The organism is Cardiobacterium sp. Marseille-Q4385, assembly GCF_916618745.1.
Taxonomy (GTDB): domain Bacteria; phylum Pseudomonadota; class Gammaproteobacteria; order Cardiobacteriales; family Cardiobacteriaceae; genus Cardiobacterium.
Map to the genome: position 1 here is coordinate 1,745,693 of NZ_OU745373.1, position 24,995 is coordinate 1,770,687.

Genomic DNA, 24,995 nt, shown 5'->3' on the forward strand with positions numbered 1-24,995 from the left:
AAATCAAACTTTGACTAGAAAGAGGTTAGTTATGACAATCTTAGAAGAAAGAAAAATTTTTTCGGAAACTAAGCTAAATAAAATTAAAGAGGAAATAAAATTAGATGCTATTTTTCCACCAGATAATAATAGAAGAAGTAATTTGTGTATTTATACAACTGGTTCTCTTGCGCGCCATGAAGCAAATAAAGGATCTGATTTAGATATTTTTGTCATTGGAGATGATGATGAATATTGTTATGGAAAACTTGATGAAATACAGATCTTTTCTACCCTAATAGGAATTAATGGAAGCTTAGGATTTCCACCGTTTAGTAATGATGGGGAGTTTCTTAAAATATTTAATTATAGAGAAGTTGAGAGAATAATTGGCTCACCATCTGATGATCATCATAACTGGTTTACTGCTAGAATGCTTCTTATTTTAGAAAGTAAATGTATCTACAATCAAGATAAATACAATGAAATTATTGAAAAAATCATTGGAGTTTATTTGAGAGACGAGAGACATAATGATTTCAAATTATATTTCTTATTAAATGATATATTAAGATTTTGGAGAACATTATGCTTAAATTACGAATCTAGTAGGATGAATCAAAAAAAATGGGAGAAGAAAAATATTAGTCTAAAATTTAGTAGAAGATTAACAGTTTTTGCTACTATTATATATATTCTAACTTTCAATATTAATTCAAAGGATGAATTAGTGAAAATGGTTAAAAAGACGCCGTGGGAAAGGTTAGAAGATTCTGTTGAATTGTTTAATGGTGATGTGAACATCGGAAATGAATATAAAAAATTCACAGAAGAATATATGAAATTTTTAAGGTTAAAAGAAAGATATGATCTGAATCATGATGATGAAAATCTTAAAGACGAGATTAAGCAGCTAGGAAACAGTCAAGTTTTTAAGAGATTGATTTCAAACATATTATTGCATGATAGAATTAAGGAAGATCTTCGGTTTTTTTTGATTTCTTAGGAGGGCATATGAAGAAACAGGTGCTTGTTCTAGATATAAAAAATGATGAAATAAATTCCTTATTTGAAGGATTGCGAGAAGGTTATTCTAACGCTATACCAAGTTCTCCCCATATTACAATACAAGGGCCTAGAAACAAATTTAAGAAATCAATTATTTATAAAGCTAAGAAAATTATTCGAGGAATATCAATAAAGATTAATGATTTAGATATAATTGAATATAAAAATCTATACTTTTGTATCCTTAAAGTTAATGCCCCCGCGTTAGAAAAAGTTTGGGATAAACCCGATTTTCCCAAAAAAATATTCGGATTCAATCCCCATATAACTTTATATAAAGGGGATAAAGTAATTGCTGAAGAGGTTAAAAAATTAATTAAATCAAAAAATAAACTCGAAGACTTGGTGATAACATCAAAGGATATTGAAGTTAAGAAAAGTATTATTGGGTAGTGAGACTTATCTATTTAATAGCTTATGGCAAGCGAAAGTTGGATAATTCGTTATCTGCTCGGTTTGCGATAAATGTCAATGACCGCCAAGCGGGATAACATTGGCTTTGGACACTTGCGTTTATCCATGTAACGAGGCTGGTACCAATGCCAACAACCAACACCTTTCACCTTAGCGAAAACAAAAAATCCGCCGCTTGTGGCGGTTTTTTTTGGCGAGCACGATAATGACGCCACCAAGCGGGATAAGTCGTTTCAACGAGAACGGATACCGTGTTGGCGAACCTCGCTGTACTCGTTGCACTGTCTTTGGCTCGCCGTCTTGTTTCAGTCCTATTCGAAACGGCTATAAAACCCTGCTCTACACCTCATCCTGCGGCTCACTCAGCGCCAGGATACGCAGCAGTTGTTTGATACCCGCCTGCACTGCCGTGGCGAATTTCTGCATTTCCCGCGTGCGGTTGCGCAGATGGGTGAGGACGAGGTTGATGTTATTGCGGTTGTAGGTGTAGTTGATGGCGATGTTTTCCGCTTTGCCAGCGGTGAAGGCGATGTAGCTGAGGATGCCGTGGCAGCCGAGGCTGATGGTCGAGATGTAGTTTTGTGTGAGGGTGAGGTAGCCAGGGTCGGTAAAGAAGGCGGGGATATCCTGTTTTTGTTCGCGGGCGATGCTTTCCAGGCCGAGCAGGTGGCCGTACACGTCTTCGCCGTGCAGGCAGTGCGCTTTGCGCATCAGGTGTTCTTCGTTGTATGCCTCGATAAGCGGCAGGATGCTACTGCCGTCGGCAAGGCTGTAGATGGCGGTGGCAGCGGCTTTTGAGGTGGCGGTGACGGTCTGCATGTAGCATTTGCGCCCGTTGGTGTAGTGGCGCATGTCGATGTTTTCGCGGCTGCTGCGTATGGTTTTGTGCACTTTGTATTGGGCATATTGCAGAGCGATTTGCATCAGCGCGTCGGGGTCGTTGTGTTTGAGCAGGTGTTGTTCCTGGTCGTTGAGGTAGAGGTCGTAGATGCCGGTGGTGTAGCTTTCGGCGTGGTGGCGGTATTCGGCCAGCGCTTCTTTGATGAGTTTGTAGGTGCCGCTGTCCTGTTCTTTGGTTTCGTGTTTGTCAATTTGCCAGTCCAGCGGGGCGAGGTTGAGGTCGTCCGGCAGGGTGTTTTTGCGCTGGATTTTGCCGTCGTGCTGGTTTTTTTGCGCAAGGGCAAGGATGTCGGCAAGGGTGGCGGCGTCAATCCAGCTGCTTTCGCTGTGCAGGAAATAGCGGTCATCAATGAGGTTGCAGCGGTAGTTGAGCGGTTTGTAGGCCCAGAAGGCGCTGCCGTCGGAAAAGGCGGCATCGTTCAGCGCGTCTTCGTCATCGATGATGTGCGCATCGTCGAGGCTCAGGATAAAGAGGGATTTTTCGATGCTCTGCCAGATGGCGGCGTTTTCGCTGCGGCTGTTGAGCTGGGCGCGGATTTCGCGTGCCTGTTCGTTCGGGAAGACGCTCGGCGCGGCAAAGGGCAGGTCAGGTGCTTCCGCGTCGTCGTGGATGAGGCGGTAGAGGGTATTTTCGATTTGTGCCGGGCTCGCGATGCCGCCTTTGCTGTCAAGGATGTCCATCGTCCAGCCGCGCCCTTTGTAGAGGATGTTGATGTGGCGGGCGGGGCTGTCGTCTTCGTTGAAAAGGTACTGGTCGCACTCCGGCATCGGGCGGCGGCAGGCACCGAGTAGGATGCGCCATTGTTCGCGGCAGGTGTCGCCGCCGCTTGTTATCTCGCCGCGCAGGTAGTCGCGGTGTACTCGTGCAAGGGCATGGACGAAATGGGAGACGCGCTTCAGCCCGCTTTGCGGCGCTTTCCATTCGATTTTCATGGTCTGGTTGCCGGCAAGCGGCAGGCTGCCCCGGTTGGCAAGGCGCAGGTTGCGCCAGTAGTCGATAAGCCAGGAATCGGGGGCGGCCAGCGCAGCGCGTTGTTCGAGCAGGCGTTGCAGTTTGGGGGCTTCGAGGTGGCGGAAGTCGGCGAGGGCTTTTTCGCTGTTGTGGTAGGTCTTGTCGTCCACCAGCGGGCGTAGCCATTGCTGGTAGGTGATGAGGGTGTCGCCGAGGTCGGGCAGGGGTAGGGTGTTCACGGGATGTGGTGGGAAGGGTGATTGTGTCTAAGGCATAGTCTAGCAGGCTTCAAACGGTGCGGATTTTCCGCCATGCCACCGGGGCTCACTTCACGAGATATCCCGAAAAATCAATACATATTTGCTAAAATGCACACCATTTTCCACACACCCAACGGGATGCCCCATGAACTTCAAAAACCACCTCGCTGCCGCTATCGCCGCAGCCCTCGTTTTCACCGCCCACGCTGCGCCGCGTTGGGACGATAAAACCCTCGCTGCCGCCCGCGCCAAAGCCGAAGCTGACATTGACCAATACCTGCAAAAAGGCAGTGGCCCCGTCGCCAAATTCGCCAACGAAGACATCCGCGCCTGGCTGGCCAATGCCAAATACAGCAAAGCCAAAAAAGGAGCACCTGAGATCAAGAGTTATGCCCGCTTGCAAAACAGGGCGGAGTTACTGGGCAAACTTATCAACCGCATCAGCTACAACGATAACGCACAAGAAACTGCCTACCGCGCCCTGCTTGCCGCTTCGCCTGATGTGCGTGGCTCGCAAAGCGCCTATATTGACGACACCCTCGCCCTCTACGAAACCATCATGCGCGACGACAGCGACAGCATCCCCTTTGCCATTGCTGCTCTCGATAAACTGAGCGGCCAGTACAGCGAAGAACAGCGCAAACAATATTCCTATCTGCGCGAGCGTTTTGCCTTCAACCTGAGCAGCATCGACAGCGACAACAACCAGGACAAACCGCGTATCTGCCTTGAATTTAATAACCCCGTCCTCGCCGAGCCGCTGCAAAACTGGAAACAGTACATCAGCGTCACCCCCGCGCCCGAAGGCGAAGGCCGCTATGCTGGCGATAAACTCTGCTATACCGGCCAGTGGCAGACCGAATACACCTTCAAAATCGATCCCAAACTCGCCGCCCAGAACCACATGGAACTCGGCATGGCGATTGAGCGCACCGTCGACACCGGCGACCGCGCGCCGCTGGTACGCTTCGCTACCCGTGGCAAAACCCTCGAACTCACCCCGGACGCCGCGCTGACCATCGAAACCGCGAACACCGGCGGCAAAATCAACGTCGAACTGTGGCAAATTCCCGGTAACAACCTCGCCGGCGACGCGCACAACGCCATTGATAACCCCGACAGCTTCGAAAAATACGACCTTAACGACAACGCCAGCCTTATCTGGCAAGGCAGCTTCGAACCGGAAAAAAGCGAGCGCAACGCCATCACGCAGAGCCGCCTCGCTTTCAAAGACATGGCGGGGGATGATGCCCGCGCAGGCGTGTACGTCCTCAGCGTACGTGACGAAGACAGCTATCAGAGCACCCTGCTTGGCTTCACCGTCACTGACCAGGGCCTGACCGCCTACCAGACCCGCGACGGCATCCTTGCCGAACTGCGCGACCTGAAGACCAGCGCCCCCGTCGCCCATCAGAAAGTCACCCTCTACGCCCAAAACAACCGTATCCTCGGCGAAGCCGAAACCGACGGCCAGGGCATCGCCCGCTTCACCCGCGCGCAAACCAGTGGCAAAGACGCGGACGCCCCCAGCCACATCATCAGCCAAAAAGAACACCACCTCGCCTACCTGCGCGTTGCCGGACAAGGCATCGACCTCTCGGACAAAGGCGCGAATGGCGACAAGCAAGCCAATCCGACCCTCGACCACTGGACCTGGCACGATCGCGGTGCCTACCGCCCGAAAGACACCCTCAACGCCCTGTGGCTCTTCAAAACCCCGGACGGCAAAGCCTTCAGCGACACCCCGCTGTGGCTGGACATCTACCGTCCGGACGGCACCCTCGTGCACAGCCAACTGCTGGAAGCTGACGCGAGCGGCGCCTACCGCTACAGCGCCGAAATCCCCGCCACCGCGCGCCTGGGTAACTGGAACATCCGCATCAGCCTCGGCAAAGGCGGCACCATTGTTGTGGATGAAACCTACCTCGTGGATAGCATCGTCCCGCAACAAATCGAAAACAAACTCGCCGTCAAAGCCGAAGAAAACAAAGCCGAACTCGCTTACAGCGCCGACTGGCTCTACGGGGCGCCTGCCGCCAACCTCCTGACCGACGGCCAATGGAACATCACCAACGACGACTTCGCGAAAACCCACGACGAATGGACAGGCTGGCAGATTGGCCGTCACGACGAAGCCGAGCTCAGTGGCAATAAGCAGAAAATCGAAAACGGCGACACCGACAAAGACGGCAAACGCCGTATCACCATCGGGGCACTGGACCGCCCCGCCGGTACCCGCCCGCAAGCCCTCTACGCCGAGGTTCGCCTCACCGCGCCGGATGGCAGCACCATCAGCGCCAACCAAACCGCGCCGTTGCCGCGCACCGCTCCTTACATTGCCCTCAAAGCAGGCGAAAACGGCGCACAAATCGCCGCCATCGACGACAAAGGTGCCCAACAAGCTGACACCCTCGAATGGACGCTCTACCGCGTCGAACGCAACTGGTACTGGTACAACAGCGAAGGCGAGTGGAAATACGAAAACAACGACAGCCGCGAACCGCTGAAAAAAGGCAGCATCAACACCGACGGCAAAACCCCGGCCAACCTGGACCTGCCCTTTGACGGCGACGGCATCTACGTCCTCGAAGTGCGCGGCAAAACCCCGGCCAGCGCCGCCAGCCTTGAAATTGCGCGCGGCTGGTATGGCGACCCCAACCAGAACAGCCCAGCGACCATCACGCTTGCCACCAACCAGCCGACCTACAAAAAAGGCGACACCCTCACCGTCAACGTACAAGCGCCGTTTGACGGCAAAGCTACCGTCAAAGTCGCCAGCCGTGACAGCATCGCCGAAAACCACGAACTCGAACTTAAAAACGGCAAAGGCCAAATCCAGATCCCATGGCAAGACAAGTGGGAACAAGGCGTCTGGCTGCTGGCGAACGCCTGGAACGACAACGCCAACGATCACAACCGTCGCGCCGTCGGCCTCTACTGGGTCGGTGCCGACCTGGCTGACCGTCGCCTCGTGCCGCAACTCAAACTGCCGGAAAACCCGCTGCCAGAACAACCCTACACCGTTGGCGTCCACGTCCCCGAAGCGGGCGACAACACCTGGGTCAACCTCGCCATCATTGACGACGGCCTCTACCAAATCGCCGCGCCGAGCTTCACCGACCCGCTCGAAGCCTTCTTCGGCAAAAAACAACCCACCCTTGCCCTCTACGACACCTTCGGCAGCATCATCCGCCAGACCGACGCCCGCCTTGCCGCCCTGCGCAGCGGTGCTGACGGTGCTGCCGCCAGTGAACGCGCGGCTCTTGCCGACCTGCCTGATCTCGATATCGACCTCATCAGCGCGTGGAGCGGGCCGCTCAAAGTCGATGCCGACGGCAACGTGAACTACACCATGCCTGTGCCGCACTACAACGGCCGCCTGCGCGTCATGGCCGCCGCCTACAACGCAGACAAAGCCGGTACCGTCGAAGAAACCGCTATCATCAAAGCGCCGGTCGTCGCCGAACTGCACACCCCGCGCTTCCTGAGCGCGGACGACAGCGGCACCTTCACCCTGCGCCTGCACAACACCACCGACAAAGCGCAGAACCTCAAAATCAACCTGACTGCCGATAACCTCGAACTCGCGGGCGAAGCCATTCCGGAAACTACCCTCGAGCCCGACCAGACCGTCACCCTCAGCTACCCCTACCGCGTTACCGCGAGCGGCGATGCCCACATCAAGGCAGAAATCAGCGGAGACAACACCCAGAGCCTCGAACGGCGCATCCCCATCCGTGCAGCTGCCCTGCCGCAAGTGCGTACCCAGTACCAACGCCTGGATGGTGGCGCCACCCTCGAATACAGCGACCTGCGTGACGCCCGCCTCAGTCTGAACAGCGGCATCCCTTACAACCCGACGCCGTACCAGCAACAACTCGCCGACTACCCGCTGGGTTGCAGCGAACAAACCACCGGCAAATTGTGGGGACTCATCGGCGCCGAAAAAGCCGATCGTGACGCCATCCACGCCGCTGAAAACCGCCTGGCCAACCTTGCACACTGGGACGGCAGCTACAGCCTGTGGGGCTACGGCAAAGAAAACCGCTGGCTCACCGCCTACATCGGCGAAGCCCTCATCCAGCTGCAAAAACGCCAGGAACTGCTGAACCCGTCACAACTCACCCGCCTGCTCGGCCAATTGCGCAGCGGCAACGACGGCAGCTATCGCCCCGAAACCGCGCATGAAGACAGCTACGCCTACTACACCCTGGCGTATGCCGAAGAACCCATACGCGGCAACCTCCTGCGTTACCACCGTGAAGCTGGCGACCAACTCAGCCTCAGCGACAGCCTCGACATCGCGACCGCCCTCGCCCTGCTCGGCGAATACCAGACCGCGAGCGAACGCCTGGCTGGCGGCAGCACGGACGATGATGCGACGAGCTATGCCTACGGCAGCGCGACCAGCCTCGCCGCACACAACCTCGTTCGCCTGAAACAACTCGAAATCCTGTGGCAAAACATCAGCAACGACCCGCAGCAAACCCAAGAAACCATCAGCCGCCTGCGCGACATCGAGCGTGACAAACTCGCTACTGCGCTCGCGCATGACCGCTACCACAGCACCCAGGAACTCGCCTGGCTGGTGCGCCTCGCCGCTCTCGCGCCCAAACTTGCCGCTGACACCCCGATCGAAATCAACGGCAAAAAAGCAACTCTCGCCGACCTCGAAAAAGGCGAATACAACGGCGCGGTGCGCATCACCAATCCGGGTAAAGACGCCCTGTGGCTGGATGCACAAGACCTGCACACCCCGCCTGCGGACAAAGCGGACAACAACGGCTGGGAAATCACCCTGCGCTACGAAGATGCAAACGGCACCGTGCTCGATCCGGCCAAACTGCCGAACAACACCGACATCAGCATCACCGCGACCTTCACCCCGAAACTCGCGGATAACAGCGGCAGCCAGAGCGACCTCATCTACACCTACCCCGTTCCGGCAGGCATCAAACTGAGCGCCCTGCGCGATAACCCGAACGACGCCGGTGGGGATGACGAAGACGACAGCGTCATGCGCTACCAGTACCGGGAAAACCGCGACGACCGCCACATTGCCGCCTTTACCGCCTACGGCAAACCGCAACCGTTCAGCTACACCATCTACGGCAGAACGACCGGCGCCGGCACCTGGCACGCCCCTGGCGCGTCCCTGGAAAACATGTACCGCCCGGAAGAACACGCCCGTCAGGCGGCACAAACCATCAACATCCAGTAAGCAGCCGCTTAACAACCCACAAAAAAACCGCCCTCCGGGGCGGTTTTTCCATATCTCACAAACCCGGCAACCACGCCGCTTGACGAGGCCAGTAATGACGCCGCTTGGCGGGCCCAGCAACCGTGCCGCTTGGCGGGCCCAGTAATGACGCCGCTTGGCAAACCCAGTCACCACGCCGCTTGACGGACCCAGTAATGACACCGCTTGACGGACCCAGTAATCACGCCGCTTGACGGACCCAGTAATCACGCCGCTTGGCGATCCCAGTAACGACGCCGCTTGGCGGGGCCAGTACACGTCGCTTGGCAAGCCCAGTAATGATGCCGCTTGGTAGGTTCAGCATTTACGTCGCTTGGCGGGCCCAGTAATGACGCCGCTTGGCGAGGCCAGTATTTATGCCGCTTGGCGGGCTTTTTCCTCCTGCCATGCACTCCCTTTTGACTTGCCCCAGCCGGACGCGTACATTCCCGCTACTTAACATCCCTCGCAACAGGAGCCGTCTATGCACCTCGAAACCCTGGCCATCCATGCCGGTTATCAGCCCGACCCGACCACCAAAGCCGCTGCCGTGCCGGTCTATCAGACCACCAGCTACGCCTTCGACGACACGCAGCATGGTGCCGATCTCTTCAATCTGAACGTGCCGGGCAACATCTACACCCGCATCATGAACCCCACCACCGATGTGCTGGAGCAGCGGCTTGCCGCCATCGAGGGCGGCATCGGCGCGCTGGTTGTGGCAAGCGGCATGGCGGCGGTGACCTATGCGATACAGACTATCGCCGAGGCGGGCGACAATATTCTCGCCGCGAAAACACTCTACGGCGGCACCTTCAACCTGTTCGCGCACGCCCTGCCGCGTCAGGGCATTGACGTGCGTTTCTTTGATCCCGACCACCCCGAAGAAATAACCGCGCTCGCGGATGGGCGCAGCAAGCTGGTCTATTGCGAAAGCATCGGCAATCCGGCGGTGAATGTGGTCGATATCCCGGCGCTGGCCGCTGCCGCGCACGCGCAGAGCTTGCCGCTGGTGGTGGACAACACGGTCGCTTCGCCTGCCTTGTGCCGCCCGCTGGCGTTGGGCGCGGATATCGTGGTCGAATCGTTGACGAAATATATCGGCGGGCACGGCACATCGTTGGGTGGCGCAATTATCGATGGCGGCCACTTCGACTGGTCGGCTGATCCGCGCTTTGCCATTCTGAATACGCCTGACCCTTCATATCACGGCGTGAATTACCGCGAACATTTCGGCGCTGCCGCCTACATCGCCCGTGCCCGTGTCGCCCCGCTGCGCAACATGGGAGCCGCCATCAGCCCGTTCAACGCCTTCCTGATTTTGCAGGGGCTGGAAACGCTGGCATTGCGCATGGAACGGCACAGCAGCAACGCCTTGCAGGTGGCCCGTTTCCTGCAAAATCATCCGCAGGTCGCCTGGGTGAAATATCCGGGGCTGGACGACAGTCCATACAAGCGTTTGATCATGCGCGATTTCCACGGGCAGGCATCCGGTCTGCTCAGTTTCGGCATCCGGGGTGGCAGCGCAGCGGGCGGACGTTTTATTGATGCGTTGCAACTCTTCACCCGTCTGGTCAACATCGGTGATGCGAAATCACTCGCCACCCATCCCGCCAGCACGACACACCGCCAGCTGGGCGAGCATGAACTGGCTGCCGCCGGCGTCAGCGCCGATATGGTGCGCCTCTCGATCGGTATCGAACATATTGACGACCTGCTCGCCGATTTGCAGCAGGCGCTGGCAGCGGCGTGATGATGTTCTGACCGCACCCTGTGGGTATAAAAAAACGGCACCCGTGGATGCCGTTTTTTATGTGCCGGAAGCGGCTTATTTTTTCGCTTCGTCTTTCTTTTCTTCCGCAGGCTTGCCTTCTTCAGCTGCCGCTTTGGCATCAGCGGCGCCAACTTTCAGCAGTTCGACGTCGAAGGTGAGGACGGCATTCGGCGGGATGGTCGGCGGGGCACCGGTTTCGCCATAGGCAAGGTTAGAGGGGATGTAGAAGGTGTATTTGCTGCCTTCGGTCATCAGTTGCAGGCCTTCAACCCAGCCGGGAATAACGTCGGTCACGCTGAAGGTGACGGGTTCTTTGCGCTCCAGCGAGCTGTCGAAGACGGTACCATCGAGCAGGCGGCCTTCGTAGTGCACGGTGACGCTGTCTTTGTCGGTCGGTTTGGCACCTTTGCCTTCTTTTTCGACTTTGTATTGCAGGCCGCTCTTGGTGGTTTTCACGCCATCTTTCTTGCCGTTTTCATCGAGGAATTTTTTGCCCGCTTCGGCATTGGCGGCGATTTCTTTTTCGTATTGGGCCTGCATATCTTTCATGCGGGCTTCAGCGAAGGTTTTCATGGTTTTGTCCATGTCTTCGGCGCTCATCGCTGGCTCTTTGCCGTCGTAAGCATCTTTCAGGCCGGCAATGAGGGCGTCGATGTTGACGTTTTGCCCGCCGATGTCTTTGACGGTGCTGCCCATGTCCACGCCGATGGCGTAGCCAACTTTGTCGGCGTCGGTTTTGAGTTCGATGGCTTGCGCACTGCCGATGACGGCACCGAGTGCGGCTGCCAGCAGGATTTTTTGGTTTGTCATGTCGTTCTCTCCTTGGGAAGATTGGTGAAAAAACGGCGCGCAGTATGCCACAATCGGCGTTACTGTGCGGTTTAAGGTTGGGTAATTCTTTGTCGCGCCGCGTCGATGAGGTGATGTTCTTGCAGCCAACGGATGGCATCGATGGCGTCGCCGTCGAGCCAGGCGTACACGCTGCCTTCGCGGTAGTTGTAGCCCCAGGCGGTCATGTCGGCGAGCATTTGCGCGCGGCCGACGTCGGGTAGGGCTTCGGCAAGCAGGATTTGCAGGTAGTTCACTGCGCATTCTTCTAGCACGGTGCCGCCGGCGTCGGTGTGCAGGTTGGCACGGCGCGCGTCGTCCATGCAGATCCAGTGGCCGGCTTCGTGCAGGGCGGAATGGGTGGGGGTGTCAGGGCGGATGTAGAGGGTGTCTTTGACGAGGCCGGCTTCCGGCGCCCCCCAGTAGCTGCCGGGAATGTCGGCATCCTCGGGCAGCAGTTCGACTTTCAGGCCGTATTCGCCCAGTAATGAGGAAAGCGCCGACAGGTTAATGTCGGCGCACAGTTGGACGTTAGGGGATTGGCTCATACGGGTTCGCCGAGTTTGACGACGAGGACGTCGCAGTTGACGCCGGGCAAGATGTCGTCAGCGGTGGCGCCCAGTAATGAGGCGAGGCCGGTACGGACGTGGCGACCGATGACGATGAGGTCGGGTTTGGTTTTGTTGCAGTAATCAAGGATGCCGCGTCGGGTGGAGAGGGCGGTTTCGACGTGGGCGTCGTCGGCGATGATGTTGTGCCGCGCCAGGAGTTCCTGCATTTTGGCGCGCGCGCCGGAGATGATTTCGTCTTCGTTGTTGTTCAGCGGAATGATGGGGACAATTTCGTAGCCGGCGGTGAGGACGGTTTCTTCCATAACGTGCAGGACGCGCAGTTTGGCATCAGGGCTGTCCAGCATGCATTTGGCACGGCTGGCAACGATGTCGCTGTCTTCACGCAGGTCGGTGACGAGTAGTACTTTTTTGTAGCGCATGACGTTCTCCTGTTGGGTTGATGGGTGTGGCTTTTTGCTGTTTCCACGCTTTTATTTTAACACGTTTCCTCATGGGCGGCGTGAGGTTCACAGGGTTTGCAGCATGGCGGTGGTATTTTTCAGGGTGCGTTCGATGTAGGCGGCAAGCGAGGGGTTGTCGGGCTCTTCGAGGCACATTTCCACCAAGCCCCTGAAGATGACGCCCATGTGGAAAAAGAGGTAGTCGGGATCGGTGTTAGTGCGGAAGCGGCCTTCGGCTTTGCCGCGTTCGACGATTTCGCGGCATTGCTGCTGCCAGATGAGTTTGTAGTCGCGGTGTAGCTGGGCGAGCGGCTGGGTGCAGCCGTGCTGGTTGAAGACGCGGAAGAAGCGCAGACGGGCGGGATGGTGGATGAGGGTTTGGAAGAAGATGATGAGGTTGTCGCAGATGGTCTCCCAGCTGTTCGGTCTGCGCACGGCATCGGCGTTTTGCTGCATCAGGTCGTGGAATTGTGCCTGGGCGAGGGCAATGAGGATTTCGTCTTTGTTTTCAAAATGCCAGTAAATCGCCCCGCGCGTCACCCCGGCCTGGCGGGCGACGCTGCTCAGGGTGGTCTGGGTGTAGCCCTGTTCGTCGAAGAGGGTCAGGGCGGCGTCAAGAATGGAGTTGCGGGTTTGTTCTGCTTCGCTTTTGGTCCAGCGCATGGGAGTGGTGGTGTGGTGGATGCCAGCCGCGCAGTATAGCCAAGCTTGCTGGTTTTACATACAAGCTTGTATATAATACGCCGCTTGCTTTTTCTTAATGGCGCTGCCATGTTGACGCCGTTTTTAAACTTTTACCGGAGGAACTTATGGAGATTCGTTTGAAACACGCGCTTGCTGCTGTCGCTGTCGCCGCCAGCTTGCAATCCGCGCTGGCGCAACAGGGACCGGACGGCGGTGAGCAGAAGCCGCCACAAGCGGGGGTCATTATCGTCAAGCCACAAACGGTGGTGCAGACGAAGAACCTGCCGGCTCGCCTCGAAGCCTCGCGTGAGGCGGTAATCCAGCCGCAGGTGAGCGGCATCGTGCAGAAACGTCTCTTTGAAGAGGGCGCGATGGTGCGCGCCGGGCAGCAGCTCTACCAGATTGATGACGCGGTTTATCTCGCCAATTTGCAAGCGGCCAAAGCGCAACTGGCGCAAGCCGAGGCGAACAAGGCGCTGGCGCAAAGCACCGCCAACCGCTACGCTCCGCTGGTCAAGGAAAAGGCCGTGTCGCGCCAGACCTATGATCAGGCGTTAGCCGAGGTCAAGGTGGCTTCCGCCAATATCATGGCGGCGGAAGCAGGCATCAAGCAGGCGGAAATCAATGTGCAGTACGCCAAGGTGATGGCGCCGATTTCCGGCGTGATTGGCAAGTCCAATGTGTCCGAAGGTTCGCTGGTGTCGCCGAATGGCACAGTGAGCATGGCCAAGATTCAGCAGCTTGACCCGATGTACGTCAACATCACCCAGACTGCCGCCGATTTGCGCCGTATCAAGAAGGAATTTCAGTCCGGCGCGATGAAGGGCGTGGATTTTTCCGTGCAGATTACGTTTGATGACGGCACGCCTTATCCGCACAAAGGCCGCCTGCTCTTCGCTGATCAGACGGTTGATCCCGGCACCGGCGAACTCTTGCTGCGTGCCGAAGTTCCCAACCCCGACGGTGAATTGTTACCCGGGCTGTATGTACGCGCCGATATTCCGCAAAGCCAACTGCAAAATGTTTATGTCGTGCCGCAAAGTGCGGTCACGCGGGGCACGAAAGACACGCTGCGCGTCGTGGCCGAAGACGGCTCTTTTGCCTCGCGTGAGGTGAAAGTTATCGGCGAGCGCAAGAATCAGTGGATTATCGGCGAGGGTCTGAAACCGAATGAAATGGTGATGGTCGACACCCTGTCGCAACTGATGGCAGGTGCGACCCACATTACGCCGGTCATCTACGGTGACGACGGCAAACCGCTGCCGCAGCAGCCCACCGCCAGCCAACCAGTCACGCAGCAATCTGCCGACGGCAAACCTGAGGCCAAGCCCGCCACACCGGTAGGCGAAAAACCGGCTGCGCAGTAACGGGGGGAATATGTCCAAGTTTTTCATTAACCGCCCTGTTTTCGCCTGGGTTGTCGCGATATTTATCGTTATCGCCGGCCTGCTTGCCCTGCAACGTTTGCCGGTCGAGCAGTATCCGAATGTCAGCGCGCCGAAAATCACCGTTAGCATCCGCTATCCGGGTGCGAGTGCCGCCGAAATTGAAGAATCCGTGCTCTCCATCATGGAACGCGAGATGAACGGCATCGACGGCCTCGACTACATGGAAGCCACCGCCGATGCCAGCGGCAGCGGCTCGCTGTCGCTGACCTTCGTCTCCGGCACCGATGAAGACATTGCCCAGGTCAACGTGCAAAACGCCGTGTCGCAGGTGACGTCCCGCCTGCCCGGCACGGTGACGCAAAACGGCATCACCGTCGGCAAACAGAGTGCCAACTTCCTCATGGTCGTTGCCCTGCAACGCAGCGATAATTCCAGCCTGACCGTGCGCGAAATGAGCGACTACGCCCAGCGCAATATCATTCCGGAACTGCAACGGATCGACGGTGTTGGCGGCGTCCGCCTTTTCGGCGCGGAAACCGCGATGCGCATCTGGCTCAATCCGGAAAAGCTGCGCGGCTATAACCTTTCTGCCGCCGATGTATCCGCCGCGATTGCCGCGCAAAACCGCTCCATCCCGACCGGCAGCCTTGGCTCGCTGCCCGCTTTACCAGGACAAAGTTTTTCGGCAGTCATCAACGTCCCCGGCCAACTGCGCAACGTCGCCGAATTTGAAAATATCGTCCTGAAGAGTACCGAAGGCGGCGCTACCGTGCGCCTGAAAGATGTCGCCCGTGTCGAACTTGGTCAGGAATCCTACATGGCGTCTGCCCGCCTGAACGGTGAATCCACTACCGGTATGGCCGTGCAACTGTCGAACAGCGGTAACGCGGTGGCAGTAGCGAAAGCGGTCAAAGCACGCATGGCGGAACTGCAACAATACTTCCCGGAAGGCATGAGCTGGTCAGCGCCGTATGACACCTCGCTCTTCGTCAGCCTCTCCATCGAACAAGTGCTGCACACCCTGGTGGAAGCGATGGTGCTGGTCTTCATCGTCATGTTCCTCTTCCTGCAAAACCTCCGCTACACCCTTATCCCCGCCATTGTCGTGCCGATTTCCCTGATGGGAGCGGTAGCCTTGATGGCGCCGCTGGGGCTATCCATCAACGTGCTCACCATGTTTGCAATGGTGCTTGTCATCGGGATTGTGGTGGATGACGCCATCGTGGTGGTGGAAAACGTCGAACGCCTCATGGCGGAAGAAAAACTCACTCCCTATCAGGCGACGCGCAAAAGCATGGGGCAGATTTCCGGCGCCATCGTCGGTATCACCCTGGTCAACATCGTCGTCTTCCTGCCGATGGCTTTCATGTCCGGCTCGACCGGTGCCATCTACCGCCAGTTCTCGCTGGTCATGGCTGGCTCTATCGGCTTCTCTGGCTTCCTGGCGTTGACCCTCACCCCGGCCCTCTGCGCCACCATGCTCAAGCCCGTGCGTGATGATCACCACGAAAAACGCGGCTTCTTCGGCTGGTTCAACCGCGCAGTCAAAGCCGCCACCCATGCCTATGAAGCGACCGTGGCCAAGTGCATCCGTATCAGCTACCTGATGTTTGTCATCTATCTGGGCGTTGGCGCCGGCGCCGCTTTCCTCTTCCTGCGCCTGCCCACCTCGTTCCTGCCGAACGAAGACCAGGGTTTCGTCATCGCCAGCCTGCAACTGCCGACCGGCGCCACCGCCGAGCGCACCATCGAGAAGCTCAAAGAAATGGAGAACGTCGCTAAAGGCATTCCGGAAATCAAGAACATGTTTGCTGTGCAGGGCTTCAGCTTCAGTGGCTCGGGGCAAAACATGGGGATGTCCTTTATCATCCTCAAAGACTGGAAAGAGCGCACCCGCCCCGATCAGTCCGCCGTCGCCATTTCCGGCAAACTAATGGGCGGTTTCATGAATATTCGGGATGCCACCATCTTTGCCCTCAGCCCGCCCGCCATTCCTTCACTCGGTACATCCAGCGGTTTTGATTTGATGCTGGAAGACCGTGGCGGACAGGGACACGCAGCACTGCTTGCCGCGCGTAACCAGTTAGTTAACATGGCGAGGAAAAATCCCATCATCGGGCAAATCCGCCCCAGTGGTCTGGAAGACGCGCCGCAACTGCGCATCGACATCAACCGTGACGCCGCCTACGCGCAAAACGTCACCATCAGCAGCATCGCCAATATCCTCGGCACCAACTTCGGCTCCGCCTACATCAACGACTTCCCCAACAACGGCCGCCTGCAACGCGTGACCGTGCAGGCCGATGCCGGGACGCGGATGCAGGAAGAAGGGCTGAAATCGCTGGACATCCCCAACACCAAGGGGGGACAGGTTCCGCTGGGTGCCATTGCCAACTTCACCTGGGAACAGGGGCAGATGCAGGCGACCCGCTACAACGGCTACCCGGCGATGCAACTCTCCGGCTCCGCTGCCCAGGGGCAAAGCTCCGGCGACGCCATGAACACCATGGTTGAGCTGACCAAAGCCCTGCCACCCGGCTTCGCCCTCGAATGGACGGGGCTGGCACTGGAAGAACAACGTGCGGGCGACCAGCAAATGTACGTCCTCGGCTTCAGTCTGCTCGCCGTCTTCCTCTGCCTTGCAGCGCTGTACGAAAGCTGGTCTATTCCGTTTGCCGTTATCCTCGTCGTGCCGCTCGGCGTCCTCGGTGCCACCGGTGGTATCTTCGGTCGCAACTGGTTCAATACCGTGATGGCCGGACAAAACGCCGAACTCTTTGCCAACGACGTGTACCTCAAAGTCGGCCTCATCACCATCATCGGCCTGACCGTGAAAAACGCCATCCTCATCATCGAGTTCGCCAAAGACCTGCAAGAAGGCGGCAAAACCCGCATCCAGGCGGCATTACAAGCGGCGCACCTGCGCTTCCGCCCCATCGTGATGACCTCGCTCGCCTTCATCCTCGGCGTCGTCCCGCTCTACTTCGCCAGCGGCGCCAGCTCGGCGAGCCAGCGCGCCATCGGCACCAGCGTTTTCTGGGGAATGAGCATCGGCACCTTCCTCGGTCTCGTCATGATTCCGATCTTTTTCGTCCTCGTTCGCAAACTCTTCCCGGGCAAACTCGGCGTCCACGACAAATACGCCACCCGCGAAGACCAGCCCTACTGATGCACAAGGAACGCACTATGAAAACCCTGCTAAAACCCATCCCGCTGGCCTTGTGGCTGGCGGGCTGCTCCCTTGCCCCCAACTACGAACAGCCTGATGTCGCCCTGCCGCAAAGCTGGATGGAAGTCGCCATCAGCGAACAGGGCAATGCTGCCGCCCCCACCGCCGACACCCTCGGCTGGCGCGAATACTTCCGCGATCCGCAGCTGCAACAACTCATCAGCGAAGCGCTGGCGCATAACCACGACCTGAAAAACGCCGCACTCAGCATCGAAATTGCCGAAGCCCAGTACGGCATCCAGCGCACTGACTACCTGCCTTCGGTGAACGCCCAGGGCGCACGCGCGCGCAGCCGCACCCCGGCTGACCTCACCGGCACCGGCCAGGCGCGCATTGGCGAAACCTGGACCGTAGGACTTGCCACCAGTGCCTACGAACTCGACCTCTACGGACGGGTCAAATCGCTGAACGAAAAAGCCCTGCAAACCTACCTCGCCACCCGTGAAGCCCGCGATGCCGCACAACTGAGCATCATCGGTGCGGTCGCCAAAACCTACTACCAGACCCGCATCAGCGAAGCACAAATGGCACTCGCCAAAGACGTGCTGCAAAGCCGCCAGGAAACCTACCGCCTCTCCAAACTGCAATTCGATGCCGGGCTGATGACGGCGGGCGACCTGCGCGGTGTCGAAGCGCAAATCGAAAGCGCGCGCAGTAGTTACAGCGAGGCTGAACGTAGCCACCAGCAGGCGCTGAATGCCCTGTCGAAACTCGTCGGCAAACCCGTCAGCCAAATCCAGCTGCCGCCGGCGGGCGATTTGCGCAACCAGTTTGCCGACATCCGCCTGCCGTCCGGTATCCCGTCCGCCGCGCTGCAACATCGCCCGGATATTCGCGAAGCCGAATACAAAATCAAAGCGGCGAACGGCGACATCGGCGCAGCACGTGCGGCGCTATACCCCAGCATCGCGCTCACCGGCAACCTCGGCTTCGGCAGCACCGAGCTTGACCGCCTCATCAAAGCGCCGAATCTCAGCTGGAGCTTCACTCCCAGCATCAACATCCCCATCTTCAACCGCGGCAAGCTCAACCGCGCCGTGACAATCAGCGAAGCCCAGCAAAAAATCCTCGTTGAGACCTACCAGAAGGCCGTACAAACCGCCTTCTACGAAATCGCCGACGCGCTCACTGCGCGGCAAACGCTGGCGGAACAATACGAAGCCCAACAACGCGGCAACAGCGCCGTTTCCGACCGCCTGCGTTTGGAAAACCTGCGCTTTGAAGCGGGCATCAGCACCGCGCTGGACCGCCTCGATGCACAGCGGGAAAGCTATGCAAGCGATCAAGGATTGCTCGCCACCGAGCTGCAAATGCTGACCAACAACGTGGACCTCTACATCGCCATGGGCGGCGGCCTGCACGAATACGGCGTGACGGCGCCTGATGTCGCCAAGGACACCACGCCGGCGAAGGCCAATAAAGCCGCTCCCCGGACCAAAAAACGCTGACACGCAGCCATAAAAAGACCCGCCTTCCGGCGGGTTTTTATATGCTTGCCGCCACACAGCGGCATAGGGCGGCTTCAGCCCTCAATCAGGCAAGCGGCGGGATGAACCGCCGCTGTATCGTCAGGCAGCCGGCGGAGCAACCGTTACCAGTGCCAGCAGGCTTTCCCGTCCGCCGCTCATCGGGCGTGGGGCTTTGCCGCTGCTGGCAGCTTTGGCAAGGCCGCTACGCTGTTCGCGCAATTCGCGGATGATGGCCGGGTAGGGATTGTCATCGCCGTCGGTTGTGCTTTCATTGAAGTAGTCGAGGCGGTAGTCCAACGCCTGTTCGGCGTGGCGCAGGGCGCGATCACCGCCGTAGAGGATGTCGCGGCAGAGGCTTTCCACAGCGGAGAGTAGTTCAAGCGCACCTTGCTCGCCGTTATCGTCGCCGCTGTCATGCCAGAGGTAGTCAATCAGGCGGTCGTACAGGGCGGCGGCCTGTTCTTGTGCGTTTTGTCCCTGGGCGAGCCGTTCCAGCAGGGCGCGCACCTGGGCGTGGATGTCGCCGCCCTCGTGGGTGGTGAGGAAGGCGGCGACGCGGTAGTCGTCGCTGAGGGCTTGCAGGTTCCAGGCGGCTAGCGCCAGTTGGTTTTTATGTTTCATCGGTCTTGGGTGTCGTGTTTGCGGAGTGCGCATTGTATAGCCGTTCCCCAGAGAACCAATACGGTATAGTTAAACATCTAAAAAATCGTAACGGCGTTGCGTCGCCTTGCCGTACTATCTGTACTGTCTTCGGCGACGCGCCTTGTTACGCTTTTTTATCTATTCAACTATGTTGGCTTGTCTCGCCGTGCTCATCTCATCTGTACGGTTTTCGGCGCGCTGCCTGGTTTCGATCCTATTGGAAACGGCTATGGCGGAATGCGCCCGTTTTCTACCACTGCCCGTCCGCTGCCTCACGCGCCAGCGCCGCGTGGATGCGGGCCTGCCAGTCGGCGGGGGTTTGGTACTGGGTTTCGCCGTTATCAAGGCGCACCGCGATTTGCATGGTGGACGCTTTGGTGAGCAATTCGCCGCTGTCGCGGTCGTGGATGGTGTAGTCGAGTTTCAGGCAGCTTTCGTATTCGCGCAGGCCGGTGCGGATGATGATGTGGTGGCCGAAGCGTGCCGGGCGGACGTATTTGAGGTTGAGCTGGGCGACGGGCCAGCCGTAGCCTGCTGCCGCCATTTGCGCATAGCCGTAATCCAGGCGGTCGAGCCAGGCGCAGCGCGCCAGTTCGAGGTATTTGATGTAGTGACCGTGCCAGACGATATGCATGCTGTCCACGTCGAAGAAGGGGATTTGGTGCGGGTATTCAAGGATGAGGCGGGCGTTTTTCATCGTCGTTCCAGAAGTCGTAGAAGTTGAACCATTGCAGCGGTGCGCGGCGGCATTCGTCTTCGAGCAGGCGGGCGTAGCGCGCAGCTGCGTCGCGGATGACGGCGTGGCGGGTGCTTTTATGCCAGGTGATGCTTGTGGCGAAGTTGGCGAGATGCAGGTGGTAGCGGCCATGCTCTTTGCGGCAGAATAGGGTGTTGAGGCGGGTGTGCAGCAGTCCGGCGAGCAGCCACGGCCCCTGCGCGAAGGCAGCATCGTCGCCGAGGAAGGGGACGCGCACGGTTTTTTCGCCGCGCAGCGGCACGCGGTCGGCAGCGATTGCCAGCCATTCGCCGCGCTCCACGCGTTGTTGCAGTTCAAGCATGATGGCGGCGTCGAGTTCGCTCACCTGAATCATGCGGATGTCGTCGGCGCCCGCTTTTTGCAGGGCGCGGTTGTAGGCGGGGGCGTGCTTGTTGTGGACGAGGATGTTTAGCGCGAAATGTTGGTGATGGGCGACCAGCGCGCGGCAGATTTCCATGTTGCCGTGGTGGCTGCACAGCAGGATTTCACCGCGCGCCCCAGCGGCGGGGTGATCCATGCGGTGGTAGATGTTGTCCGGGTCGGAGACAGTGAGGTCACGGTAGGTGAGGCGGCGTTGCCACACGGCGAAGCGGTCGGCAATCGCTTCGGCGAAGCTGCGGATTTGCCGGTAGGCGGCAAATCGCGGCAGGTGCAGGCCGGGGGTGCTGGCGACGAGGCGACGCTGGTAGCGGGCGATGTTGCGCCGCGCACGCGGGCTGGTGCCGTAGTAGTAGCCGCTGATGATGGCGACGGCAAGCGGCAGCAGCCAGGCGGGGAAGTGGCGCACGATTTGCGTGGTTAGCCACAGGGCGATCGGGTTACCGCGTTCGTGCTGCGCGGCCCAGTGGTTGTCGTTCATGCTTTGTGCCATAGCTTTTGCAGCCGCCACAGGATACCGCTGAAAAAGAGGCGGGCGTGCATGGCGCTGATGCGCAGATTGTCGCGCCAGAGGTGGAAATGCGAGATACCGTCCGCCTGGTAGCGGACATGGGTATCGAGCCAGACAAGCGGCGTGCCGTGGCGGTAGTGGTGAACGAGGATTTCGATGTCGAAATCCATGCGGTCGCCGCAGCGGTGTCGTTGCAGGAGAGCGGCGGTGCTGGCCACGGGATAGAGGCGGTAGCCGCACATGCCGTCGTGGATGGCGCGACTGCCGGTGTTGACCCACAGCCAGAAGTTGGTGATTTTGCGCCCATAAAGACGGCTTTTCGGTGCATCGTCGCCGTAGGCGGGGCGGCCGCAGACGAGCGCCTGCGGGTTGGTGCGTCCGGCGGCAAGGAAGCGGGCGACGTCGGCGAGGTCGTGCTGGCCGTCGGCGTCCACCTGCAAGGCGTGGCTGTAGCCGTGTGCCGCCGCCCAGCGGATGCCGTCCTTGACGGCGGCGCCTTTGCCGCCGTTTTTGGCGCGGGCGAGGAGGTGGACGGCGGGATTGCCGGTGGCGAGGGCTTGCGCGGCGGCCAGATCGGCAGCGCTTGAGCCGTCATCAACGATGAGGACGGGCAGGTCGAGCGCGCGCAGGGCGGCAGTGACGGCAGCAAGGGTGCCGCCGTGGTTGTAATGGGGGATGAGGGCGATGGGGTGCATGGCGGGAATCACAGTAGTAGCAGGGTCGTGTCAGCGGGAATGCCATCAGGCAGGGGTGTCGTTCAGGCGGTAAACGATGCGGCCGGAGGCGCATTTGCCGTGGCCGTTGTCGCAGGTGAAGTGCAGTTTGCCGCGTGCTGCGTCGTAGCGCAGGGTGAGGGTCAGGAGGTCGTAGGGGCGCAGGAATTGTTGGTATTTGAGTTGTTCGATGGCGCTGATGGTAGCGGTAAGGCCGAGGTCGCGAGCGGCCAGCGCCAGCGCCCAGCGGCATTGCACCACGCCCGGTACGAGGGCGATCCGGTCGAAGTGCCCTTTGCAGTAGTGCAGGTCAAGCGGGACGCGGGCGCGGTAGGTGTGGGTGTCGCCGTCGGTTTCGCCCGGTTGCCAAGCGGGGGCAAGGATGGGTTCGCGCAGGGCGCGTTCCCAGTCGGCGCGGGCGATTTTGCCCTGACTGTTGCGCGGCAGGCGGTCGGTGACGCGGATATGCCTCGGCACGGCGAGGCGGTCGTGCTGTTGCAGGAGCAGGGCGCGCCAGCGGGCGAGCAGGGCAGGGCGGCCTTCGTCACGCCAGGCGCGGATGCCGTCGTCGCTAAGGGCGATCCAGGCGCAGAGGTGGCCGCTGTCGGGGTGCAGGGCGCAGTGGCTGTCGGCGATGGTCGGGTCGCTGTTCAGGCTGTGTTCGAGGGCATTCAGGGCGATGCGTTTGTCGCCGCGCTTGATGATGCGGTCACTTCTGCCGAGGAGGTTGTGCGCTTCGTCCACAAGGTCGCCGGTGGCAATCCAGCCGTGGGTCCACGGGCTTTTGACGTGTAGCGCGCCGTCGGGATCGCGACGGGTGGTAACGCCGGGCAGCGGACGGCGGCCCGTGCCGTCGTCGATGCTGATGACGCCGCTTTCGGTGCTGCCGTAGATGTCGAGCACGGCACAGCCGAGTTGGGCGCGCAGAGTGGCGGCAACGGCGGGGTCGAGCGCGCCGCCCGCACTGGTGATGCAGGCAACGCGGCCGCGCCACGAGGTAAGATCGTGTCCGGCGACGAGGGTATGCAGCAGTGCCGGGGTACTGATCCAGATTTGTGGAGTGGTGCTGCGACGGCTGGCGTCAAGCAGCAGTTCGGGGTAGCGGTGTTGGGCGGGGTCGATGTGCCAACCGGCGAGGAGGCTGTGAATGGTGCGGAAGGTGAGGCCGTAGAGGTGCTGCGGGTGGACGCTGCCGAGGGCGGTGGCGCTGCGGGGCCAGTGCGGCAGGGTGAGCAGGGCCGCGCTTTCGCGCAGCATCGCGCCGAGGGTTTTGGGGACGCGGCTGCCGGTGCCGGTGGTGCCGGAGGTGGAGAGGGTGAGGGGGATGTCATGCAAGGGTGGCAGGGGGGGCGCGCTGTGGGTAGCGGACGTCAGAGGAATGTCGCTGTCGCGCAGGGTATCGGGTGCACCGTCGTCGCGTGGCAGGAGTTCGGCGGGCTCGCCGGCGATGGCGCAAGCGATGAGGGCAGCAGCAAGGGTGAGCGGATTTTCGCAGGCGAGGCGTTGCGGGTGGCGGAGGCGTGGGGCGAGGGCGCAGGCGACAGCGCTGATGGTTGCACCATGCGGGCTGCGGGCGAGGGCTTCTGTGAGGATGATGTTCATGTTTTGAGTCGGTAGCGGCGGTAGAGCCATTCGCCGGCGAGGAGGAGGCCCATGAGAATGTAGGAGATGACGCCGGTGTAGAGCGCCCAGGCGCGTTCGGCGCCGATGAGGCTGAGGGTGGCGATGATGCCGCCGTTCACGATGAAGAAACCGCACCAGATTTGTGTGACGCGGCGGGTGTAGGCGACGCCTGCCGGCGGCAGATCGGGGTGTTGCAGGCGGGCGAGGCGCTCGATGGCGCTCGGCGGGTGGATAAGGCTGGCGGTGAAGGCGATGAGCAGGGTGATGTTGATGATGAGCGGGTAGAGGGTCAGCGCGTTTTTGTTGTCAAGCAAGGTGGTGGCGGTGAAGTAGGCGGCGAGCGCCAGTGCGCCGAGACGGACGGCGCGACGTGGCGCAAGTATGGCGCGCAGCAGCCAGGCAGCGGCCATGAGGAGGGCAAGGGCGCGTGCGCCGCGACCGTAGTACCACAGCCACGGGTAGGCGAGGGTGAGCAGCCAGATGGCGGGGCGGATGAGGCGGCGGATGGGCATGGATGGTATTTGCGGACGTAGGGTGGGCCTTGGCCCACCATGCGGTTGGGAAGGGTTAGTCGTCATAGAGGTTTTGGTTTGACGAGGCGATGGCTTCGCCCCAATCCGGCAGGAAAAGGCCGTTTTTGACGTCGCGGTGGAAGGAGGTGTAAGGCCAGTCGGCAACTCGCCGGACGTAGCCGTGTTTTACTGGGTTGTAGTAGGTGTAGTGGATGTGCCGTTCGAGATCGTGGCGGTCACGGATGCGGTGTTCCCAGAAGCGGCGTTGCCAGATACCGCTTTCCCGCTTGTTTTGTTTGCTGGCGTTTGTTTGACGGCATGTCGGCGGGATGCTGCGGCTGAACAGGCTTTTTAGTGCGCCCAGACGTCGGGAGTAGTCGTGGTCGTTTTCCGGTAGTGTCAGGACGGCATGGAAGTGTTCTGGCAGGATGGTGACGGCGATAGTGGTGAACGGATAGTGCACGGCGACTGCCCGCCAAGTGGCGCGGAAGGCATCTATGTAGCGGATGAGCCAGTCTGCCCGCCGGTCTTGCAGGACGACGGTGAAGAAGTAGCACCCGCCCAAGGTGTAATCTCTGCGGTAGTTGGGCATACGGTGGGGTTTTTATGCTTCGGGTTAGCGGTGGGCCAAGGCCCACCCTACGCCGGAGGTTGTTCTAGGGA

The 24,995-nt window shown here is 59.0% G+C and carries 19 protein-coding genes; 7 read left to right on the top strand and 12 right to left on the bottom strand.

What is annotated here, in order from left to right; genetic code table 11:
- The first annotated feature begins 31 nt into the window (after positions 1-31).
- Together LG374_RS08500 and LG374_RS08505 are read left to right on the top strand one after the other, a co-directional pair.
- Positions 32-985: a nucleotidyltransferase domain-containing protein gene (locus LG374_RS08500; protein ID WP_225757289.1), complete on the top strand. Its 954-nt coding sequence runs from the start codon at positions 32-34 to the stop codon at positions 983-985.
- 8 nt (positions 986-993) lie between these two features.
- The gene (locus tag LG374_RS08505; RefSeq protein ID WP_225757290.1) at positions 994-1,440 is read left to right on the top strand and encodes a hypothetical protein; all 447 of its coding nucleotides are present in this window, start codon (positions 994-996) and stop codon (positions 1,438-1,440) included.
- Between the two features lie 360 nt (positions 1,441-1,800).
- Here the strand turns inward: LG374_RS08505 and LG374_RS08510 are convergent, their stop codons facing one another.
- Positions 1,801-3,552 carry a choline/carnitine O-acyltransferase gene (locus LG374_RS08510; RefSeq protein ID WP_225757291.1) on the bottom strand — a complete coding sequence of 584 codons (1,752 nt, stop codon included), beginning with the start codon at positions 3,550-3,552 and terminating at the stop codon, positions 1,801-1,803.
- A gap of 166 nt (positions 3,553-3,718) precedes the next feature.
- Here LG374_RS08510 and LG374_RS08515 point away from each other — a divergent pair, with 166 nt between their 5' ends.
- Together LG374_RS08515 and LG374_RS08520 are read left to right on the top strand one after the other, a co-directional pair.
- Positions 3,719-8,794 carry an alpha-2-macroglobulin gene (locus LG374_RS08515; RefSeq protein ID WP_225757292.1) on the top strand — a complete coding sequence of 1,692 codons (5,076 nt, stop codon included), beginning with the start codon at positions 3,719-3,721 and terminating at the stop codon, positions 8,792-8,794.
- A gap of 502 nt (positions 8,795-9,296) precedes the next feature.
- The gene (locus LG374_RS08520; RefSeq protein ID WP_225757293.1) at positions 9,297-10,565 is read left to right on the top strand and encodes an O-acetylhomoserine aminocarboxypropyltransferase/cysteine synthase family protein; all 1,269 of its coding nucleotides are present in this window, start codon (positions 9,297-9,299) and stop codon (positions 10,563-10,565) included.
- A 75-nt stretch (positions 10,566-10,640) separates the two neighbouring features.
- Here LG374_RS08520 and LG374_RS08525 read toward each other — a convergent pair whose 3' ends face one another.
- The 4 genes from LG374_RS08525 to LG374_RS08540 form a co-directional block, all read right to left on the bottom strand.
- Positions 10,641-11,396, bottom strand: a complete 756-nt coding sequence (locus LG374_RS08525; protein WP_225757294.1) for an FKBP-type peptidyl-prolyl cis-trans isomerase — start codon at positions 11,394-11,396, stop codon at positions 10,641-10,643.
- Positions 11,397-11,467: 71 nt separating this feature from the next.
- On the bottom strand, positions 11,468-11,962 hold the full coding sequence (locus LG374_RS08530; RefSeq protein ID WP_225757295.1) for a hypothetical protein: 495 nt from the start codon (positions 11,960-11,962) through the stop codon (positions 11,468-11,470).
- Positions 11,959-12,405, bottom strand: coding sequence for a universal stress protein (locus LG374_RS08535; RefSeq protein WP_225757296.1), 447 nt, complete (start codon positions 12,403-12,405; stop codon positions 11,959-11,961). Before LG374_RS08535 ends, LG374_RS08530 begins: the two co-directional genes overlap by 4 nt.
- A gap of 87 nt (positions 12,406-12,492) precedes the next feature.
- Positions 12,493-13,089 carry a TetR/AcrR family transcriptional regulator gene (locus tag LG374_RS08540; RefSeq protein WP_225757297.1) on the bottom strand — a complete coding sequence of 199 codons (597 nt, stop codon included), beginning with the start codon at positions 13,087-13,089 and terminating at the stop codon, positions 12,493-12,495.
- 146 nt (positions 13,090-13,235) lie between these two features.
- Here LG374_RS08540 and LG374_RS08545 point away from each other — a divergent pair, with 146 nt between their 5' ends.
- Genes LG374_RS08545 through LG374_RS08555 form a run of 3 tightly spaced genes read left to right on the top strand, consistent with a single transcriptional unit; the run spans position 13,236 to position 19,175 of the window.
- A complete protein-coding gene (locus LG374_RS08545; protein ID WP_225757298.1) occupies positions 13,236-14,477 on the top strand; it encodes an efflux RND transporter periplasmic adaptor subunit in 1,242 nt (413 codons plus the stop codon).
- Between the two features lie 10 nt (positions 14,478-14,487).
- The gene (locus tag LG374_RS08550; protein WP_225757299.1) at positions 14,488-17,667 is read left to right on the top strand and encodes an efflux RND transporter permease subunit; all 3,180 of its coding nucleotides are present in this window, start codon (positions 14,488-14,490) and stop codon (positions 17,665-17,667) included.
- A gap of 17 nt (positions 17,668-17,684) precedes the next feature.
- Positions 17,685-19,175: an efflux transporter outer membrane subunit gene (locus LG374_RS08555; protein ID WP_225757300.1), complete on the top strand. Its 1,491-nt coding sequence runs from the start codon at positions 17,685-17,687 to the stop codon at positions 19,173-19,175.
- A 120-nt stretch (positions 19,176-19,295) separates the two neighbouring features.
- On the opposite strand, the gene LG374_RS08560 is transcribed toward LG374_RS08555, so the two are convergent.
- The 7 genes from LG374_RS08560 to LG374_RS08590 form a co-directional block, all read right to left on the bottom strand.
- Entirely contained in the window at positions 19,296-19,817 is a 522-nt protein-coding gene (locus LG374_RS08560; protein ID WP_225757301.1) for a hypothetical protein, read from the bottom strand.
- A 271-nt stretch (positions 19,818-20,088) separates the two neighbouring features.
- Positions 20,089-20,535, bottom strand: a complete 447-nt coding sequence (locus tag LG374_RS08565) for a thioesterase family protein (protein WP_225757302.1) — start codon at positions 20,533-20,535, stop codon at positions 20,089-20,091.
- Positions 20,510-21,454, bottom strand: coding sequence for a glycosyl transferase family 2 (locus LG374_RS08570; protein WP_225757303.1), 945 nt, complete (start codon positions 21,452-21,454; stop codon positions 20,510-20,512). The genes LG374_RS08565 and LG374_RS08570 overlap by 26 nt, the downstream gene beginning before the upstream one ends.
- Positions 21,451-22,179: a glycosyltransferase family 2 protein gene (locus LG374_RS08575; RefSeq protein WP_225757304.1), complete on the bottom strand. Its 729-nt coding sequence runs from the start codon at positions 22,177-22,179 to the stop codon at positions 21,451-21,453. Before LG374_RS08575 ends, LG374_RS08570 begins: the two co-directional genes overlap by 4 nt.
- 45 nt (positions 22,180-22,224) lie before the next feature.
- A complete protein-coding gene (locus tag LG374_RS08580) occupies positions 22,225-23,799 on the bottom strand; it encodes an AMP-binding protein (protein ID WP_225757305.1) in 1,575 nt (524 codons plus the stop codon).
- A complete protein-coding gene (locus LG374_RS08585; protein WP_225757306.1) occupies positions 23,796-24,332 on the bottom strand; it encodes a hypothetical protein in 537 nt (178 codons plus the stop codon). The genes LG374_RS08580 and LG374_RS08585 overlap by 4 nt, the downstream gene beginning before the upstream one ends.
- Positions 24,333-24,387: 55 nt before the next feature.
- Positions 24,388-24,924 (bottom strand): transposase, encoded by a 537-nt coding sequence (locus tag LG374_RS08590; RefSeq protein ID WP_225757307.1) that lies wholly within the window; start codon positions 24,922-24,924, stop codon positions 24,388-24,390.
- Between the last annotated feature and the right edge of the window lie 71 nt (positions 24,925-24,995).